This window comes from Dickeya ananatis (assembly GCF_019464615.1).
GTDB lineage: Bacteria > Pseudomonadota > Gammaproteobacteria > Enterobacterales > Enterobacteriaceae > Dickeya > Dickeya oryzae.
Genome location: NZ_CP040816.1, coordinates 1,843,975 through 1,863,190, shown reverse-complemented (window position 1 = coordinate 1,863,190; position 19,216 = coordinate 1,843,975). Strand labels below are relative to the sequence as shown.

At 51.5% G+C, this 19,216-nt stretch carries 17 protein-coding genes and 1 pseudogene; 7 read left to right on the top strand and 11 right to left on the bottom strand.

Going from position 1 to position 19,216, the window contains the following annotated elements:
• Window positions 1-129 precede the first annotated feature (129 nt).
• The 3 genes from FGI04_RS08120 (at window position 130) to FGI04_RS08110 (ending at window position 4,094) form a co-directional block, all read left to right on the top strand.
• Window positions 130-588 (top strand): hypothetical protein, encoded by a 459-nt coding sequence (locus FGI04_RS08120; protein ID WP_342700840.1) that lies wholly within the window; start codon window positions 130-132, stop codon window positions 586-588.
• A complete protein-coding gene (locus tag FGI04_RS08115) occupies window positions 585-2,423 on the top strand; it encodes a GMC family oxidoreductase (protein ID WP_342700841.1) in 1,839 nt (612 codons plus the stop codon). The genes FGI04_RS08120 and FGI04_RS08115 overlap by 4 nt, the downstream gene beginning before the upstream one ends.
• A 114-nt stretch (window positions 2,424-2,537) precedes the next feature.
• Complete coding sequence (locus FGI04_RS08110) at window positions 2,538-4,094, top strand: ferritin-like domain-containing protein (protein WP_342700842.1); 1,557 nt, start codon at window positions 2,538-2,540, stop codon at window positions 4,092-4,094.
• A gap of 105 nt (window positions 4,095-4,199) precedes the next feature.
• Here the strand turns inward: FGI04_RS08110 and FGI04_RS08105 are convergent, their stop codons facing one another.
• From FGI04_RS08105 to FGI04_RS08080, 6 genes are all read right to left on the bottom strand, one after another.
• A complete protein-coding gene (locus FGI04_RS08105) occupies window positions 4,200-4,964 on the bottom strand; it encodes an inositol monophosphatase family protein (RefSeq protein WP_019846349.1) in 765 nt (254 codons plus the stop codon).
• A gap of 17 nt (window positions 4,965-4,981) precedes the next feature.
• Entirely contained in the window at window positions 4,982-5,740 is a 759-nt protein-coding gene (locus FGI04_RS08100; RefSeq protein ID WP_248587576.1) for a glycerophosphodiester phosphodiesterase family protein, read from the bottom strand.
• Window positions 5,741-5,891: 151 nt separating this feature from the next.
• The gene (locus FGI04_RS08095) at window positions 5,892-7,019 is read right to left on the bottom strand and encodes an extracellular solute-binding protein (RefSeq protein WP_407336560.1); all 1,128 of its coding nucleotides are present in this window, start codon (window positions 7,017-7,019) and stop codon (window positions 5,892-5,894) included.
• Between the two features lie 50 nt (window positions 7,020-7,069).
• A complete protein-coding gene (locus tag FGI04_RS08090) occupies window positions 7,070-7,903 on the bottom strand; it encodes an ABC transporter permease (RefSeq protein ID WP_016941385.1) in 834 nt (277 codons plus the stop codon).
• A gap of 3 nt (window positions 7,904-7,906) precedes the next feature.
• A complete protein-coding gene (locus FGI04_RS08085) occupies window positions 7,907-8,761 on the bottom strand; it encodes an ABC transporter permease (RefSeq protein WP_016941386.1) in 855 nt (284 codons plus the stop codon).
• Complete coding sequence (locus FGI04_RS08080) at window positions 8,758-9,837, bottom strand: ABC transporter ATP-binding protein (protein ID WP_407336558.1); 1,080 nt, start codon at window positions 9,835-9,837, stop codon at window positions 8,758-8,760. Before FGI04_RS08080 ends, FGI04_RS08085 begins: the two co-directional genes overlap by 4 nt.
• Before the next feature lie 364 nt (window positions 9,838-10,201).
• Here FGI04_RS08080 and FGI04_RS08075 point away from each other — a divergent pair, with 364 nt between their 5' ends.
• On the top strand, window positions 10,202-11,326 hold the full coding sequence (locus FGI04_RS08075; RefSeq protein WP_342700849.1) for an ROK family transcriptional regulator: 1,125 nt from the start codon (window positions 10,202-10,204) through the stop codon (window positions 11,324-11,326).
• A gap of 66 nt (window positions 11,327-11,392) precedes the next feature.
• On the opposite strand, the gene FGI04_RS08070 is transcribed toward FGI04_RS08075, so the two are convergent.
• Window positions 11,393-12,286 (bottom strand): LysR family transcriptional regulator, encoded by an 894-nt coding sequence (locus FGI04_RS08070; RefSeq protein WP_407336557.1) that lies wholly within the window; start codon window positions 12,284-12,286, stop codon window positions 11,393-11,395.
• A 142-nt stretch (window positions 12,287-12,428) separates the two neighbouring features.
• Here FGI04_RS08070 and FGI04_RS08065 point away from each other — a divergent pair, with 142 nt between their 5' ends.
• On the top strand, window positions 12,429-12,935 hold the full coding sequence (locus FGI04_RS08065; protein ID WP_342700851.1) for a phenolic acid decarboxylase: 507 nt from the start codon (window positions 12,429-12,431) through the stop codon (window positions 12,933-12,935).
• A 234-nt stretch (window positions 12,936-13,169) separates the two neighbouring features.
• On the opposite strand, the gene FGI04_RS08060 is transcribed toward FGI04_RS08065, so the two are convergent.
• From FGI04_RS08060 to FGI04_RS08045, 4 genes and pseudogenes are all read right to left on the bottom strand, one after another.
• Window positions 13,170-14,048 (bottom strand): UbiA prenyltransferase family protein, encoded by an 879-nt coding sequence (locus tag FGI04_RS08060; protein WP_407274787.1) that lies wholly within the window; start codon window positions 14,046-14,048, stop codon window positions 13,170-13,172.
• Window positions 14,049-14,097: 49 nt separating this feature from the next.
• Window positions 14,098-15,132: a PEP-utilizing enzyme gene (locus FGI04_RS08055; protein ID WP_498067679.1), complete on the bottom strand. Its 1,035-nt coding sequence runs from the start codon at window positions 15,130-15,132 to the stop codon at window positions 14,098-14,100.
• 23 nt (window positions 15,133-15,155) lie between these two features.
• Window positions 15,156-15,356: pseudogene (locus tag FGI04_RS08050) on the bottom strand (methyl-accepting chemotaxis protein); the annotation flags it as partial.
• A 34-nt stretch (window positions 15,357-15,390) separates the two neighbouring features.
• A complete protein-coding gene (locus FGI04_RS08045; protein WP_342700858.1) occupies window positions 15,391-15,963 on the bottom strand; it encodes a hypothetical protein in 573 nt (190 codons plus the stop codon).
• A 373-nt stretch (window positions 15,964-16,336) separates the two neighbouring features.
• Between FGI04_RS08045 and sodC the strand changes: the two genes are divergently transcribed.
• On the top strand, window positions 16,337-16,861 hold the full coding sequence (sodC, locus tag FGI04_RS08040) for a superoxide dismutase [Cu-Zn] SodC (RefSeq protein WP_342700859.1): 525 nt from the start codon (window positions 16,337-16,339) through the stop codon (window positions 16,859-16,861).
• Window positions 16,862-17,172: 311 nt separating this feature from the next.
• Entirely contained in the window at window positions 17,173-19,116 is a 1,944-nt protein-coding gene (locus FGI04_RS08035) for a methyl-accepting chemotaxis protein (RefSeq protein ID WP_407336555.1), read from the top strand.
• The last annotated feature ends 100 nt before the right edge of the window (window positions 19,117-19,216 follow it).

Here is a 19,216-nt window from a genome sequence, read left to right as displayed (position 1 = left end):
TTTTCGACCTATCACCCTAAAACGATTAACTAAGATAAAGAGAGCATCGCCTATTCCACGACGCCTGACACCCGGATCAGACGCGCGGGTTTCTCTTAGCTGTTCACGACATGGCACAGGTAACGCATCATGAGTAACAGTAGCGAATCCGATACCGCATTTGATGATTTTCTGACCCTTTCCGCCCTGCTTACCGGGTTCAGTCGATTTGAACTGACCGGTACCGGGCTGGCCCATGACTATTTCGCCTGGCTGCAACAGGCAGCCCCTTTACCCTTCAAACAATTGCAGCGCGATTTTTCAGCACAACCCGACGATGACACCATAAGGCTCACCTGGCTGCAAAACACCGTGCTGACATCGTCATCACTCGGGCCAGTCGCACGCAGCCTGCTACGGCTGTGGTATACCGGGCAGTGGATCCCCGTCAGCCCGACACCCCATGCGGATGCCCAGTTTCTCAGCGAGTCGGCCTGGCGCGAAGCCTTGATCTGGCAGGCTATCCATGCCCATCCACAGTCAATCCGTCAACAAGAGTTCGGTGCCTGGGCCGAGCCACCGATAGCCGAATGGAGAACACGTGGATGAATCTTGTCACGCCCCATCAGGCAGAACAGACCGATTACGATGTGGTGATTGTCGGCGGCGGCATTGCCGGGGCGCTGATGGCCAAAACACTGACTCGCGCAGGCAAGCGTTGTCTGATACTGGAAGCTGGCTCTGGAGATAACCTGCATTACACCGGCTACCGGGGAACGCTGACGCACTATCGCCAACGGCCGGATAAAAGCCATCAGGTATCGGGTGTACATAATATCAATGCACCCGTACCGCACGATACGGCATTGCACTCGCTGCTACCAGGTGGGTACGACGACCGTGGTTATCTGGTGCAACGCGGCCCGCTGCCGTTCAGTTCCACCTATTGCCGCCAGCTCGGTGGCACCTCGCTACACTGGCTTGGCACTGCTATGCGCATGCTACCAGAAGACTTCGAGTTGCAAAGCCGTTACGGCGTCGGGTTGGATTGGCCGCTGCGTTATAACGACCTGGAACCCTGGTATCGGGCTGCCGAGTATGAGCTGGGGGTATCGGCCAATGTCGAAGAACAAGCGTATGCTGGTATTCATTTTCCAGCGGACTATGTTTATCCCATGCACGGGATACCTACCGCCTGGGGTGATCGGCAACTGGCCCGGCGTCTGACCGGTATGAGTATCATGGAGGACGGGCAGTCTATCCCTTTGTCGCTGCGTGGTACCCCATCGGCCCGTAACGGTGTACCGCATCCCGCTTATGACCATGGGCGCGGCTATCACCCGCGTGGGGCCGCCGGTAACCCGCACCTTGGTCTGTTTTGCACCGGTAATAGTTATTGCACGCCGCTTTGCCCGACACAGGCGCGGTATAATGCACTGAAAACACTGGAAGACGCCGATGCTACACGGCTGGATGTGCTCACCTGCAGTGTGGTACATAAGTTATTGATAGACCCCGCCACCGACGCCATCACCGGTATCCAGTTTCGTCACTATGTCCATCATGAAACGGCATTACATCACTTGCATACCGTCAGCGCCCGACGCTATGTACTGGCTGGCAACGCGATTGCTAACGCGGTTCTGCTACTGGCGTCCGGTGCCTGCAAAGGCAATGATCTGGTAGGCCGCCATCTGATGGATCATCCGGTATTACCGGTTTGGGGTCGGGCAGATGCACCGCAATGGCCGATGCGTGGCCCGCTGACCACCTCAGGCATTGAAGCGATGCGAGGCGGCAGCGCCCGTGTACACCGGGCGGCGTTCCGTATCGAGCTAAGCAATGACGGCTGGCGTTGGCCTGTGAACAAACTGTATGACGATGTCGAAGCGTTACTGAAAGATCCCCTGTGTGGCCCTCGCTTACGCAGTCAGATTCGTGAGCGGCTGTCCCGGCAATGCAGCGCGCGTTGTATGGTGGAGCAGTTGCCAGAGTACAATAACCGGGTGACGATCCATCCGGATTACCGCGATGCGTTGGGTAATTACCGCCCGGTGATTCATTACGATCTGTCGCTGTATACCCGCGCGGGTGTTGCACGCGCCAACACGGTTATGCGGCAGGTTTTCCGGCAGATGGGGGTACATAACTACAGCCATTATTCACCGGATGAACCCGGTTATTTTACCTGTCAGGGCCAACCGCTGGCGTTTACCGGTGCCGGCCACATCGCAGGGACCCACTGCATGGGGAACTCTCCGCACCACTCGGTGGTGGATCGCCAACAGCGCAGTTGGACTCATAAGAATCTCTATCTGGTAGGAGCCGGAAACATGGTAAGCATGGGAACGGCACCACCGACTCTGACACTGGCAGCACTGACGTTATGGGCGGCGCACACAATTCTTTCCGAACTGGACAGAATGTGTGCCAGCACACGTTAAACGTGAAAAAAGCGCTACAAAAGATGATGATATTCAGGTTTCATGCTAGGAATAAATAGATAAGACTAATTACACACTTCGTCACTGCCGCAACTGACTAGACGGAATAACACCATGAACTTAAACGAACAAAATCAACAGCACGATTTGGATGCGACTTTCAGGGAAAAGGGCTACGTCAAACTCACCAGTCATAAAGATTTGGCCCATGAACTGGACGACATCCGCGATCTCCTGCAAAAGGCGATGGTGCTGGAACATGCGGTAATCCCCCCCTATCTGACCATGCTTTACACGGTGAATGACGATATCGACCCACGGGTGACTGACGTTATCCATTCGGTCGTAATAGAAGAAATGTTGCACTTCGTCATGGTCGGCAACCTACTCAACGCGGTAGGCGGCACACCCGATATTAGCGGCCCCAGTTTTATGCCTGACTATCCGGCTACACTACCGTTCGGCATTGAAGATCTGGAAATTCAGCTCCACCCGTTTTCCCAGCACGCCATTCATCAGGCGATGCAAATCGAACACCCCAAGTACGTTCGCCCGGAAGTGGTAGCCAGTCATGTTTGCAGTGACATGTCTATCGGTGAGTACTACATCTACATCGAATCACGCTTACGTGCGGCGGTAGAGTCTTTCGGCGAAAAAGCCGTGTTCTGCGGCGACCCAACCCGTCAGATCGAACCAGAACAGTTCTGCCACGGCTCATACGGCAATATCACGCCCGTAGTCGACCTCGATAGCGCGGTCTATACCCTGCGTCAAATTTGCGATCAGGGCGAAGGTTCACCACACAATATTTGGCAGGGTGACGAAAATAATGTGCCGCATTACTACCGCTTCAACGAAATCTACTGTGAGCGCATGTATACGCACGGCGATACCATCGCCAGCGGCCCAACCGGCGATCCACTGAATATCGAATGGGATAAAGCGGTAAAAACCCACAGTGCCGCCAAAATCACCGATTACCCGGAAGGCGAACTGCGTAAAGCCATTGTGCGTTTCAATCGCCGTTACAGCGAAATACTGGAAAACCTGCAACTGGCACTGTCCGGTCGGCCGCTGAAACTTACCCCGGCGGTCATGGCAATGGGATCGTTGCGCGAAGATTTCCGCGCCATTGTCGCCCATCCGTTCCCCGGAGATAACGCGTACCACGCCGCACCGACATTCGAATACACTCCGCCACCGCCGCCGCGTTTTCAGGCTAAAAGTCAGGCGGTCACCTTCGCCAATAACCAGGCCACGTTGGAAAAACTCTCTCAGGCTTATGCCGCTGGCGACTTGCAGATGGCACTGGCTTGCCTGAGCGAACAACTGGTGTGGGACATGACCGGCCCGGTAGATGTGCCCTATACCGGCGTCTTCTACGGTCATGAAGGCTTCTCCCGTTTTTGGTCACTGATGGGCCAGACAGTGGAGTTCAGCAGTGAGGTGGTGGAAAAAGTCTTCTTTAGCGACAATCAGGCGATGGCTTACGGCAGCCAGCAAGGGATCACCAAATCTACCCGCGTACCTTACAGCTACGACTGGGCAATCCGGTATGAATTTACCAGTGATCACCGCATTCGGTTGATGCGTCATTATTTCAACCCGATGCGAATTCAGGCCGCGTTGGCGGCCACGCCACCAAAACCACGGTCGTTCATCAACAAATAACGCCGTTTTTGATGGGTTTGATTTAATAGGTTTGATTTGAACGGGCACCGCCGCATTGGCGGTGCTTTTTTATTTATATCAAATCAGATCGCGTCAGCGACTGAGTTATAGGATGAAAAACGGTTCGATTATCTGTTGTACCTCGGGGATAGCCGTTGCCACATGCATGCCTCCCGCCTCGTAGCTTCCCCGATATTTCACCACCAACCCGGCCTCCGAACCGATGACCACCCCGGCGGCGATATCCCAAATGCTGGTGTTCTTTTCCACGTAGCCGTCGGTAAAGCCCAGCGCGGCAAAACTCAGCCCAACCGTTGCACAACGATAGCGCGCCACCGCCCAGCCTTCATCGCGCAGATAGCCGTCGAGCATCGCCACTTCCGCCGCGGCCCATTTATTGCTTTCGCCCAACGCCAGCAAGCGCACTTCGCTAAAGGGAACCTGACGGCGATAAGGCATGCCATTGCGCCAGACCCCGCATCCAATTGCGGCTGACAGCGTCAAGCCCAGCATCGGTAACGCAATGGTGCCAACCACCGCTAATCCGTTTTCGACATACCCGATGGAAATCCCCCACAGCGGCAGCCCACGTAAAAAGTTGGTGGTGCCATCAATCGGGTCGATAGACCAGAAACTATCGCCAACCTCTCCGCCCATTTCCTCGCCTAAAATGGCGTCATCAGGAAAGACATCTTTCAGGCGATCACGAATCAACTGCTCTACCTGACGGTCTGCATCGGATACAAAATCGTTGGCGGATTTCTGTTCCACTACCACGCTGTCACGCCGGGCAAACAATTGCCTCGCCAGTAACGCGGCCTCTTCCATAACCGCGTTGGCGGTCTCAAAGCGTAACTGCAAATCAGACATGACGTCCTCCGGTTATATCACCCCAGCAAATCGGGAATATCAGACAGTACGGTCTGCGCACCCTTATCCAGAAATCGCCGGGCTTGTGCGGCATCATTGACAATTGCTACCGCGTATTCAATACCACTGTCAGCCAGAATATGCAGCGCTTCATCATCCAGCAGTTCCGACAAACAGTGCAAAATCTGGCAGTTCGTTTCCTGCAACAGCGCAACGGGGTTTTTAGGCGGTACCACGACGGCAAAGGCACGCGGTACATCCGGCATCAATCGGGCCGCCGCCTGAATTGAGCGAACAGAAAAACTCGACAGAAACAGGCGATCACGATTAGCAGGCCACATGGACTTCAGCACCGCCAGGGCGACCTCCGCCGTTTCCACATCATCACCGGCGGTGGGCTTGAGTTCGAGTTGCAGCCCCATGTCTAATTCCAGTACACATTCAATCAATTCCTGCAAAGTAGGAATTGTCACGCCAGCGAATGCGTCGCCAAAGTGTGCGCGTGCGTCAAGCTGGCGAATCTCCGCCAGTGTTAACCCGGCGACCAAACCACGGCCGTTGGTGGTGCGATCGACCCGGTCATCGTGAATGATCACCGGTTGACCATCCCGGGTCAGTTTGACATCCACCTCCAGCCAGGTCGCGCCCTGTTGCGCGGCTTTACGCATTGCAATCAGCGTGTTTTCCGGTGCCAGCGAGGAGGCACCACGGTGGGCAATGAGTGAAGATGCTACCACACGGCGGCGGCGTGAGTGCTCGGTTACAACATCAGACATAATGGTTTCCCTGGTGTTTCAATGCATCGGTGTTGAGTAAAAAAATGTGTTGATATCTGGATGACGTCAGGCGTCTTATCGTGTCGTTACGCCCAGACGGACACCGGAAAGCACCAGCCGGGTTCCGGTATTGCGGCCAGGCATCGTCATCTCATTTCAGCATCACGTTTTGGATAAACTGTTTTCTAATTTCATCACCCAACGGTTTAGCCGCCCAGGCGAAGCTGTGTGACCTGTCCAGAGAACCCGCAGCCGGTACGTCGGTTCCTGCTGGCATTAATGGTGCTGTACCAAACTGAGAATGAAAGCGACGTTGGGTGTCAGGCAGTGTCAGCCAGTGGATAAACAACAATGCCGCCGCTTTGTGTCGGGCATTAGCGGGAATGCCGACGACATTACCGCCGCCCGGCATACCAAAATCGGGCAGGTAAAATTTGATATCCGGCGACAGTTCCCCTTTATGTTGCAGCGAAAGCACCAAATCTTCCCAGGAGGCGGCAAGTTTAAACTCACCGGCATTGAGCCGGGTGATGCTATCGGCATTGGAAGCACTGATCACCAGACTACTTTTGTAATGGTTGAACCAGCGCCAGGACGGGGCGAGCTGCTGCACTATCTCCGGTGTAACGCGCCCATCGCGATAGTTCACATCTGGTACCAGCGTACGGGTGACAGACTCGATAAATGCAGGCCCGGAACCGCCATTCTCTACGTTAAAAGTGAATTCGCCGGGGTTTTTCGCCAGAAACTGTTCGAGTTGAGGCAACGAATGCGGCAGGTCGGCCTCCTTGATACGGGCTGAATTGTAAGCGATGACCGTCTGATTACCCCAGAACGCCACGGCGTAGCCTTTCGTATCAACCCCTTCTATCTGATAGGTTAGCTTGTCGCCACCGGGCAACCGCGACGTCAGCGGCCCCCAGAACAATTTGGGCCCATTGAACAACCCAAACTGACTGCCACCCACGGATATCACATCAATATCACCCTGGTCGCGGTTCTGTTCCGCCAACAGCTTATTGATACTGCCCGCCGCCTCGCCATCCGGAATGGTGACCCGAATACCGTACTGTTTCTCAAACGCTTTCACTTCATCGCGCAGCCGATCCTGGTAATACCAGTTAAACCAGGTGAGTTGCCCTTCCTGACGCGCTTGTGCTTCCACGTCCTGCCAGGACATCGTTTTTAAATCTGCAGCCTGAGCCCCACACAGTGGCAACAACAACACCGGCAATGCCACCAGCTTGCGTAAGGACGACTGCGTAAATCGAGTAAACATGCAAGGTTCCCCTGATGATTTCCCTGATAAGTCGTGAGGCCGCCTCATCGCTATCCTTTATTGACAAACGCTGAGGTCGGCACATTTTTGAGACAGCGCTCCATCAGCAGCATCAACACCACGTTGGGCACCACCAGAATCAGCGACACCACTGCAGCGTTAGGCCGGATGAAGTTATAACCAAGGTATGAATACAAAATGGTAGGTACGGTGATGAAATCCGGTGCCCCCACGATGTAGGAAACGGAAAACTCTTCGATAGAGAGGATGAACACCATAATCATCGCCGCCATCACCCCAGATTGCAGGGATGGCCAGTAGGCAACCCGGAAGATCTCCCCCCTGCTGGCACCCAGATTGCGCGCCGCATCCACCAGGTCCTGCCGGACCTGGCTAAAAGAGACACTCAGAATGCGAATGGCGTATGGCATAAATAACACGGTGTGCCCGACAAAAATCCCCATAAACCGCGAATAAACCCCCAATCGCATCAATAACGAGGATAAGAACACCGCGATAACAAACCCCGGCAAGACGATCGGCAACAGTGTCATTAACTGTGCAACCCCCTTTGCCGGAAATGACAACCGCCCAAACGCATAAGCCGTCGGCATCGCCAGCAGCAGGCATGTTACGGTGACACAGGGTGCCAACAGGTAGCTGTGCAACAGCGCATCAGGTAGCGACGTGGTATTCCACAGCTCGCTCCAGCGCAATAACGACAAGACCGGCGGAAAGACATCCGGGTAAGACCAGGGATGCGCCGGGTCGACCAGGGACCACAGTATCGCCATGGCAAATGGCAGAACCAGCCAGACAAGCCCCAAGAGCAAAAGCAACATGACCAGCAGGCGATTGAGTCGGTTAACGGCTGTTTGTTGCATCGGTTATCTCCTTATGCCCCGCACGACGACACCTGTCGCCAGCGCCAACAATCCCGCCCCCACCAGTGATAGCAACATGAGCATCACCGCCACGACCGCCGCCTGATTCCAGCCATCGGTTCCTGACTGTTGTACCCGCAACATCAGTTGTGCCATGGAGTTCAGGTTGACCGGCCCTGCGACCGACTGAAAGGAGAAGTCACCGGCGGCACCGATGAAGATCAGCATCATGGCCGTCTGCAATGCCCGCAACGTTAACGGCAGCACAATTCGCCGAAAGCGAACCCATACACCGGCCCCCAGATTACGGGCGGCCTCCAGCACCGTTTCACCGATGGCCTGCACGGAGCCGCTTATCAGCAACAACGCAAACGGCATCTGTTTCCAGATTTGAAGCAGGATCACACCGATACCGTTGGCGTCATTCTGCATACGGATAGGCCGTTCCGTTAACCCCAGCCGCAGCATCGCCACGTTGAGAAAGCCTTGATAGGAAATAAAGTTGACGAACAGAAACGCCGCCGTCAGCCCCGGGACCAGCAACGGCGCTTTGAGTACCGCACGCAAGGTCACAGCACCTGGAAACGGTTTACGTAGCCAAATGGCTAATGGGTACGCCAGTGCAACGGACAACACGGCGCTAAACAACGCGATACGGGCTGAATAGAAAAAAGAGCGCCAGAGTTGCTCGTCCGCCAGCATGACCTGCCAGAAACGCAGCGAAAACGCACTGTCTCCGGCAAAATTGAAAAAACCGAGCGACTGGGAGAACGCCATTCCCAACACCGCCCCCATCACCAGCACGATAACCCCCACGCCAGGCAGCAGTAGCAGGTAAGCCATGAATGACGATTTCATGTCACCTCCTCGCGCAAAAAGCGTAATGCGTCCGGCGGCAGCGAAAAGGTATAGGTTTCCCCTTCCAGTAGCGGCTGGTATCCCAACAGTTGAATGCGATAGCAGGTCATGTCGGAATCCGTCGGGCTGCCCTCGATGTCGGTCAGGTTGCCGAGAAAAGTATGGCGTTTCACACGCAGAGAAAAAATATTCTGCCCCGTTGCGGACTGTGACAGCAGGCGAACGTTTTCAGGACGCCAGCACAGATAAAGTCGATCCCGAACCGGCGGTTCGTCAGAGGCGACCACCAGCTCGCCCAGTGGCGTCACCACCCGATAATGCCCGCTGTGTTCATCCCGCGTCATTACCGTGCCGACCATAATATTGGCGGTACCAATAAAATCCGCGACAAAGCGGTTGACCGGCCGCTGGTAAATATCTTGTGGAGTACCGGCCTGAATGATATTGCCGCCGTGCATCACCATCACCTTGTCAGACATGGCTAACGCTTCAGCCTGATCATGCGTGACATACACCGCGGTAAAGCCCTGTTTGCGTTGTAACGCACGGATCTGCAACCGCAGTTGCTCGCGCAACCGGGCATCCAGGTTGGACAAGGGTTCATCAAACAGCATCACATCCGGCCGCACGGCCATGGAGCGCGCCAGCGCCACGCGCTGTTGCTGCCCTCCGGAGAGCTGAGCAGGCAACTTATCCAAATGCCCGGCCATCGCTACCGTTAACGCGGTTTCCACAACCCGGTGGCTTAGCGCCTCTCCCGACACCCGGCGTTGCTGTAATCCAAAGGCAATGTTTTCTGATACGGTCAGGTGGGGAAACAACGCGTAAGATTGAAAGCACATCGCGGTGTTACGTTTCTCTGGCTCAAGACCATTCATCTCTCGGCCACCAATACGAATGGCCCCACCATCCAGCGGCACAAAGCCGGCAATAGCCCGTAAGAGCGTGGTTTTACCGCATCCAGACGGCCCCAGCAGAGTAACGAATTCACCTTCGTTAGCCTCGAATGATACCGCCTTGAGTACAGGTGTATCACCGTAAGCCACACTGGCGCGCTCCACTTCCAGTCTACTCATTCACACGTTCCCCGTTGTTCGTCAGGCACCTGTTTAATCAGGTGAAAACGCTGCCAATTGAATTTATAATGCATTATGCATAATAATAATGACAAATACGTTTCAAATGCGTCACAGAAAATAGACAACACAAACAAATGATATATAAGAAAATAAATTTAAATTAACTGTAATATCTGATGAAACCATATCAATCATAAGGTTTTATCTGATACCAAGGGTTATTATCATTCTTTATGTTTAATAATTGGTAGCACCGGCATTTCCGGCACGCTCTCCTACATCAGCGATGAGCTAACTGCACGACAAGACGTGATAAAAGGATCATAAAAACCATGAAGACACACGCGGAGGCCCGCGCCTGATGTGGCCAATACTTCACGACAATGCAAGTGTCACAGTGAATGAACGTCTGGTTCTGGATATCGTTCGTCGTAACCGGAACATCATGCGCTCTGCGGTATCACCGCAGACCAACCTGACCCAACCCTCGGTACATCGAATTATCGATAACCTGCTGGAGCGAGGGCTATTGCAGTTAGGCGATAGCATTGTGCATGGGCGTGGGAAACCCAGCCCGGCACTGGAACTGGCACCATCGGCACGGTATAGCATCGGTATCTCAGTGAATACCGATGCGCTGGCGTTTTGCCTGTGTGATTTCAGTTGTCAGGTGGTCTACGAGGAAACCATCGATATTCCGCTGGATGACCGCACGCGTGCGTTGTTTATGTTGAAAGAGCAGACACGTAAAGCGCTGCAGCAGTGTGCGATCCCTCTCTCTGCGGTGGTGGGAATAGGGTTCGCTATGGCGGGCTATCTGGTGGACGAAAAACGGTTATTTAACGCACCGGAGCCGCTTCGTGACTGGTCACTGGTGGATATCAAAAGTGAACTGGAGACCCTGTTTGATCTGGAAGTCTGGACAGAGAATAACGCCACCACCGGTGCAATTGGCGAGTCTGTGCTGGGGGCGGGGTTGCAGTACCCTACCTTCGGTTACCTGTCATTCAACTATGGCTTTGGCGCGGGGCTCATCCTCAATGGTCAGTCCTTTGCCGGCTCTTTTGGCAACGCCGGAGAAATCAGCCGTCTTTATACCAGACAAGAGTTTTCCTCCCGCCCTGCGCTGGGTGAATTGCTTAAACGGCTTAATGCACAGGGTATCGATATCCAGCGGGTCAGTGCCCTGCGTAAGCAGTTCAATCCACAATGGCCAGGTGTATCCGACTGGGTTGAAGAAGTCAGACCCTGCCTGAACCGTGCTATTGATGCGCTGCGGGCGGTAGTCGACCCGGCAGCGATTGTATTTGGCGGCGAGTTACCAACGGCATTGGGAGAGATGCTGCTTACTGTTCCTCCCACCCAGCAACCACCACGTTATGGGCACGCCGCTCGCTATCCACAGCTGTTGCTAAGCCAGATCCAACATGACCCGGCCGTGATTGGCGCAGCATTGATGCCGTTCAAAGCACGCTACTTCGCCTGAATGGATATGGGTAATGGATGGTTGCACAGCGAGCGGCTGTTACACATGAATGGTGACAACGTCACTTTACACCATAGCGTCGGCGGCCTCCGTCAGTAGCGCTACCAGCGTTGCGACCTCCGTGTCGTAAGGCTGTTTGTCTTCTTCCACTACCAGATAGAGCGGCGTAAAACGCCGCCCGCCTTGTGGCAAGGGCAGCAATTTCAGTATGCCGGACGCCAGCCCATCCGCCACACGCGCTTGCGGCATCCAGCCATAACCCACACCGTGCATCACCGCTTCGATGGCCGCTTCCACCGTGGTAAATGTCCAGTTTTCCGTGCTGGCGGGTTTATGCAGACTCTCTTTCTGCTGTTGTCTGTCAATAATTTCAATCAATGGATAGGCGCTAAGATCCGCAAATGACAACGGCTGGGCGCGCTGATGCAGCGGATGATCTGCCCGCGCAACAGCGACGAATGCCATGTCCATCAGCAATCGCCCCCGGTTAATCCCCTCCCACGGCTGGGAAATCAGCCAGATATCAGCCTGATAGTCAGCAAGCTGCGACCGACTCTCGCTGCGTAGCACCTCCATTAAATGGACTTGAGTGTGTGGATGACGGGACTGAAAGGTACTCAGCGCGGCAAACAACGTCGGTTTGGGGAAAATGCTATCTACCACCAAATCAATTCTGGCCCGCCCGCCGTGCCGCAGCATGTCTGCACGCAACTCCAGCGTGTGAAAGGCATTAAGCAACGGAATAGCCTGCGTCAGCAGTTGCTGCCCCTGTGCAGTCAACACCGTCCGACGCCCGGATGGTGCCAACAGCGAAACCCCCAGCCGTTCCTGCATCAATGATAATTGGTAGCTCACCGAAGACTGGCTACGGTTAAGCGCTTGCGCGGCCTGAGCAAACCCACCCAGCTCCACCACCGCCCGTAGCAGCGCCCATTGTTCCAGTGTCGTTTTCGTCAACATCTGCGTCATTCCATCTGTTGGTGTTGCCGGCACAAGCCAGCTATTCAATCTAATTATTGAATTAATTAACACTAAAAACAGCGTTATTCATCAATTTATTCAGACCTTATACTCTGTTGCAGCCAACAATAAGGAAAACAGTATGAGCACTTTCGACAAACACGATCTCAGCGGTTTTGTAGGAAAACATCTGGTATATACCTACGATAACGGCTGGAATTACGAGATATACGTGAAAAATGGTCACACACTGGATTACCGCATTCATAGCGGTATCGTGGCCAATCGCTGGGTAAAAGATCAGGAGGCGTTCATTGTCCGAGTCGCCAGCGATGTTTACAAAATCTCCTGGACGGAACCAACCGGCACCGACGTGAGCCTGATGGTCAACCTGGGTGATCGCATTTTTCACGGCACCATTTTCTTCCCACGTTGGGTCATCAATAACCCGGAAAAAACTGTCTGCTTCCAGAATGAGCACATTCCGTTGATGGAATCTTACCGTGCCGCGGGCCCGGCCTACCCAACGGAAGTGATTGACGAATTCGCCACCATTACGTTCGTGCGTGACTGTGGTGAAAACAACAATAGCGTCATTGATTGCCCGGCCAGCGACTTGCCGGACAACTTTCCGCAGAACCTGCGTTAAGTCACCCCGCGGCGGGCTGCCCGGTCCGCCGCGGGTAATCTCCTCGTTTTAAATAGAATCAGGTTATACGCTGAATAGACTGTATTCAGGTTAGGAGAAAACTCCACTTATGCGTGTATCGATTTTCGGGAGGATTACGATGATTGTTAATACGATTGTTAAAGAAAGAGATAATCGAAAAAAGGACCTTAGGAGAGTATCAAATGGAGCATTCTCTTAAGGCCCTGTGTGTAATTAACCGTTAACGACTGATATACAGTATAACACAATATTCATTGTGTATATTCCAATAAGGAAAAGCAAAGGAAATATCCTTATACTAACCTTTTCATTCTTCAATACGAAAAATCTAATTGCATTTACCAGCAAGAATACAACTGGCAACCATAACAGATAAGAAAAACCACCTAAAACTGGATTTACGTTTACATAGCAGATGATGACACCAATCACACCTAAAGCGGCCCCCAATAGATGGGATTGTACAGGGCCAATATCGTTGGAATAAAGACCATCCTTTACATTCTTCCACCGAGTTTTTCTCAAAATCTCTAAAGAAAGGAAAGACAATGCGAATGGAACAACAAAAAATATATATCCGCTCTTATAATCATACCCATATTTAGTTAATAGGAAAAATAAATAATATATATATATTTGAAGACTGGCAGGAAAAGCTATCACTAGTTGAAAAAACGAATTAGCACTAATCTTGTTAACGACCTTGTCGATAAGCCAAATAAACAATATATATATAATCATTGTATATGGTAGTAATGAATTATTATTTAATAAATTCAAAACAATTATTAACAACGCCGTTGTTACACTATAAAGAATAATATCGGTTCTTGATACCACCCCCTTTACCAAAGGTCTTTCTGGGTTATTTTTGATGTCAAATTCATAATCCTTTATCTCATCGATGACTCTAATAAAGAATAAAATCAAAAAGCCTATAGCGATTGAGAGAAAGTCTCCAATTGTAAAAAACATTTTCTCTCCTGTAACAAGTGCAAAAAACGCCTCCATTCCGAAGAACCAGACAATAGAAAAGAAGATATAAAATTTAACGGGGAAAACGATATTACAAAAATTTTTTAATCTTTCCATCTTTCTCTACCTTGTTATATATACAGAATGAGATCCCTTTCTGCATCAATTACTCTGAAATAAGGGTTATTTCCCCTGTGGCTCCATTCATTTCAATAAATTGCCCATCTTTGAATAGCTCAGTACAATTATCGACACCGACGATTGTTGGTATGCCGAATTTACGCCCAGTTATTGCGGTGTGGGATAAAAGGCTTCCTTTTTCTACAATAATTCCAGTGGATTTAACCATAAGGAATAACCAAGCTGGATCCGTTTCTCTTGTTACCAAAATAGTTCCTTCAGGAATGCTTTCGATAGCCTTAGAGTCGTGTACTATTCTAACAACACCTCTCGCAATACCAAAGGAAGAACCAATTCCTGATAACTTAGCATTTGTATTCTTATTATTAATAATGACACCATTGCGTGAGAAAAAAGAAGAAAATAGCTTCTCTTCTTTATAGGTCTCAAATTGCATTGAGCGATGAGTAACAATGCTCTTCAGATCCAACGTACTATCAACACATTTTGCATAGTTAAATATTTCCGTGACGGAAAGATGCATTATATCGTCTTTTTTTTCGATAGCACGTACCTTCATCAAATCATCAGCTAATTTATCAAATACATGCTTTGCATAATCAAAAACTTCACTTCGAAGATATCGGGTATCTTCACGTATCTTAATAAATTCAACTAATGACCTAATTGATAATCTTAAGACCGTTCTCCATAAGAAGGGTATACGTTTATAAATACTTTCGATATCTTCACTCGAATGCTGATATGATTTAGTAAAATCATTCTGCTTAGATAGTGTTAATACTTTTAGCTGCTTAATAAATTCACTTTTATCTAAACGATTTGAAGGACTTTCTATCTTTAGTTCATGCAGACCTCTCGCACCGTACTTATCAATATGCTGATTGATTATCGCCTTGATTTCTTCATATTCAGGTTGAGTATCAATCATTTGCCAAATGATGTTATTATCATTTAATGAAAATAATGTAGAGTATAAGTCTTCCTCTTTGATTAAACTCGAAATCCTAATCGAAGATTCAATAACATCTGTACTTGTTAGATTATCACCTTCAGAGATCAGTCTATTATCGCGGACGACTACTGTTCGGTTCTCGAGGACAGGTCATAGTTGCCCGCCGCGATATCGGAAGAGGCTTTTGCCACGCTATAAACACTATGCCGGATATCTGCTATCAGCTGACGCAGTTTTTCCGTCATCGACATCATCGCCAGCGTCAATTGTCCCAGTTCATCATGCCGTTCCACGGTCACACTGGCGGACAAAAAAAGCCCCGCCAACTGGCAGGGCTGAGCCTATCAGGCAATAACCATCACTCTACTTAGCGCCCGCCAGCAGACTTTTGCCGATGGACAACACCACCCCAGCCTGACGCTGCTGTGCCGGTTCGAACGCTTTATTGTCAACCAGTGTGACCGGCTGGATTTCCACCACTCGACCTTTCACTACCGCAGAACATAATGAATGCACAACCTGATCATTCAGAATGGTCAGCAGACACCGGAATTTTGGGGTGCCATCGGCAACCAGATCCCTTTTCTCTGGGCGAATTCGCTGGCGCAGCATCTCTTTCTCGGAACTGGCAACCGCGGCATCCAGTTCACTTTCACCGGTCACCTCCTGCCCGCTGATTGATGGCGGAATATAAATGGTGACCAGCGTCTTACGTTTTGTCGCGGTATCCACATATTCTGCCTGCACGGAATGCTCTTTAGCATCCACTTCCACGCCGCGACGTTTTAAGCCATCAACCACCGCCGGTAACGCATCAGCCAGTTGTTGCGAGGTATAACCGGCAATCAGATCCGGATTTTTGTTATCGGCGAAACCATAGAGCGGCATCGCCAGCAACAGGCCACATAGCCCTTTCGTTACCACACCCTTACTCATTTTTTTCGTCTCCTTCGTGCCTAATTTTTTCATCACATTTTCCATCCCCTGATTACACTATATATCGAATTGTTGTTTTATCAGTGTGATAGACTCAATTTTTGTCCTGCTTGCGTGATTGTACCGTCTGAGAATGCCCAAACGCTGCTGTGACTCGCCCTCCCGGTGCAGATTCTCGCCCGCAATACGTGACAACGTCACCAAAAACTGGCGCGCTATACCGTGCCGACTATATTTGGCTTGAGGGAATCCGTTTTATTGGGTACCCGTTGATGAGATAACGGGCGTTTTATGCCCTCGGCATGACCGCTGATGTTGCCGCGTAATACTCAGGATTGCGGCAATAGCATGACAATGGAAAAAAGGGAGCATCATGAAACTCAACGCACTGATTCTGTCTGGCCTGTTCATCAGCGCCATCACCCACGCAGCCAGTACGACCGTCACGCTAAAAGAAGCACTGCCCACTGGCGATGGCGATACGCTTGGCAATATCACTATCACGGAAACAGAGTATGGCTTGCTGTTTAGTCCCAACCTGAAGGGGTTGCAGCCTGGCATTCACGGTTTCCACGTCCATGCTAATGCCAGTTGCGCGCCGGGCGTACAAAATGGCAATACCGTGCCAGCACTGGCAGCGGGCGGGCATCTGGACCCGCAAAAAACCGGTCGGCATCTCGGCCCTTACAATGATAAAGGGCACCTGGGCGATTTACCTGGCCTGGTCGTCAACGCGGATGGCACCGCGACTTATGAGGTACTGGCGCCACGGTTAAAAACGCTATCAGAAGTGAAAGACCACGCCTTGATGGTTCATACCGGTGGTGACAACTACGCCGACACGCCGAAGGAACTTGGCGGCGGTGGAATGCGCATCGCCTGCGGCGTTATCCAGTGACGTACCCCGGCCGATGCGGCCGTACACCGCATCGGCCATTTCTGCAGCAGTCATTGCGATAGTGAAATCCCCGCTCACCCACATATACATTAACAAAACTAAGTAATTTCATTTTTTACAAAAAATTTTCTCATCATTCCTTGATCCACTCACCTACCACTATCATCAATGTGATCCCGCACACGGAATTAGATTTCTTGCCTATTCGAGTGGTGGCAGGTGATCACGATCACCCTACACTCTATTCGCATCTCGTAGGATAAAATCAGGCTTCCCATTAAATTAATTTAAATATAGGGAGTGGAAATATTATGTCATCTTTCCTGAGCCATATCGCAATCCCGGGTTTAACAAGGAACCGCCCAGCACGTGGCACCTATCGTTGTGACGCCTTACCCACCTCATTGTCTGCTCTCGGGCTCCCCTCAAAACCAGGGTTGCTGTTGGCGTTTGTCCCTCCTGAAGCCAGCTTTTCCGAGGTCAACCGTGCCTGGCAACGTTTTTCAGCCCCTAATCGCACGGTGATCACCCTCTCCTCCACCGGCGCGTTATGCAGTCAACGTAATCGCTCTGCTTACTGCGAGATGAATAGCCCGCAAGGCAGTTGGTTATGGATGCCTCAATCGCTGATCGCCAGACATGAGGTACATCTGGTCGATCTACACATGCATGACAAACCCAGTGCTCGTGTCAGAATCGACGCCATTAAACGAGAACTGGATCGCCTGAATGTCAGTATGCCGCTCTCTCCGGATAACACCTTTGCCCTGATTTATTGTGATGGTCTGGCGGCATCGGAAGGGTTTTTGATGCAGGCCTGGTACGCCTGCCGTCGTTTCCCCTGCCTGACTATCGGTGGCGCAGCTGGAGGACGGCTCGATTTCAGCGGCACCTACATTGGTGCAGACAACACCGTGCTACAAGGAAAGGCGGTGATCGTGTTCTGTCAGATGGCACCTGGCAAATCATTTGCGCCATTCAAGAGCCAGAACTTTGAACCGACAAAACAGAGCTGGCTAGTGGCGGATGCTGATCCTGTCGCCCGTAAGGTGAAATCTGTTTTTGATGCCAACGGCCATGAACAGCCGATTATTGAGGCGATCGCTGCCTGTTTACGCTGTCCGCCAGATCAAATCAGCCAGCATCTGACAGGAAAAACGTTCGCGGTTAAGGTCAATGACGAATACTTCGTTCGTTCTGTCGCCGCCATTAAAGAAGACCATATTGCCTTTTTCTGTGACCTTGAATTTGGTGACCGACTGCATCTCATGCAATCAACCGATTTTATCGCCACCACCGAACGGGACTGGCAACAGTTTGTGTCACAACATGGCAAACCGGAGCTGTTACTGCTCAATGACTGTGTACTGCGTAGGGTTGGCAACACCAATCTGGAGCAGGCTCAGTTTTTTGATCAGGTTCCCGCCGCTGGATTTTCCAGCTTTGGTGAAATTCTGGGGGTGCCTATCAACCAGACGCTATCCGCACTGGCATTTTTTGACCGTGACGTGAAAGCCATGAACCATTTCCCTGTCGAATACGCCGCCTACGCCGGTCATTATGCTCAACGCGCCCTGCGGCGTTGGGAAGCGCTGCATGACATTCAGTCGGCCGTAGTCAAACAAGTGGTTGATTATGAACAGGCATTGGCACCGCTGTTGATCGCCATGCCTCAACTGGAACAGGCAACGCTACGCCAGAGTGATACACTGGATGTGGCTCAAAGCAGCATCCGTGCAATTAGCGACTCCGCCTCAAAAACACAAGAAGCACAGGTCCGGCTGGAAACCGGCCTTAACGACCTGGAGCGTATTTCAACCAGCATCAGCCATATCACCAACGGCATCAACGCGATTGCGGATAAAACCAATTTGCTGGCGCTGAATGCCGCCGTAGAAGCCGCCCGTGCGGGCGAGGCAGGACGGGGATTCGCCGTGGTCGCGGATGAGGTCCGCAAACTGGCAAGCTCCTCTAAAGAGCAGGTTGACGCGACAACCCACAGCATTAACGAAGCGGTTCAAACCATCGCGCATATCCGCTCCATTGCTCAGCAAACCGTCACGACAACCGCACAAATGGCGGATAAAAGTATCTCGGCAGCCAACCAAATCGCCACCATGAGTGCCGAAACCGACAAGGACCGGGCCAACATGACGGCGAATCTGGGTAATCTGAAAGATCTCGCCAAAGGTATGGACGCCATGCAAGATGCCGTTAACCAGTTGACGACGCTTCAAAAACTGGCCTCATCCTGATTCTGCCGTGCCCTGGAGGTGCTGGCCGTGTACCCGGCTAGCACCTCCAGCCCTTTCTAAAAATCATGCAGTTTTCATGTGACAGATGTTGCTATTAAAG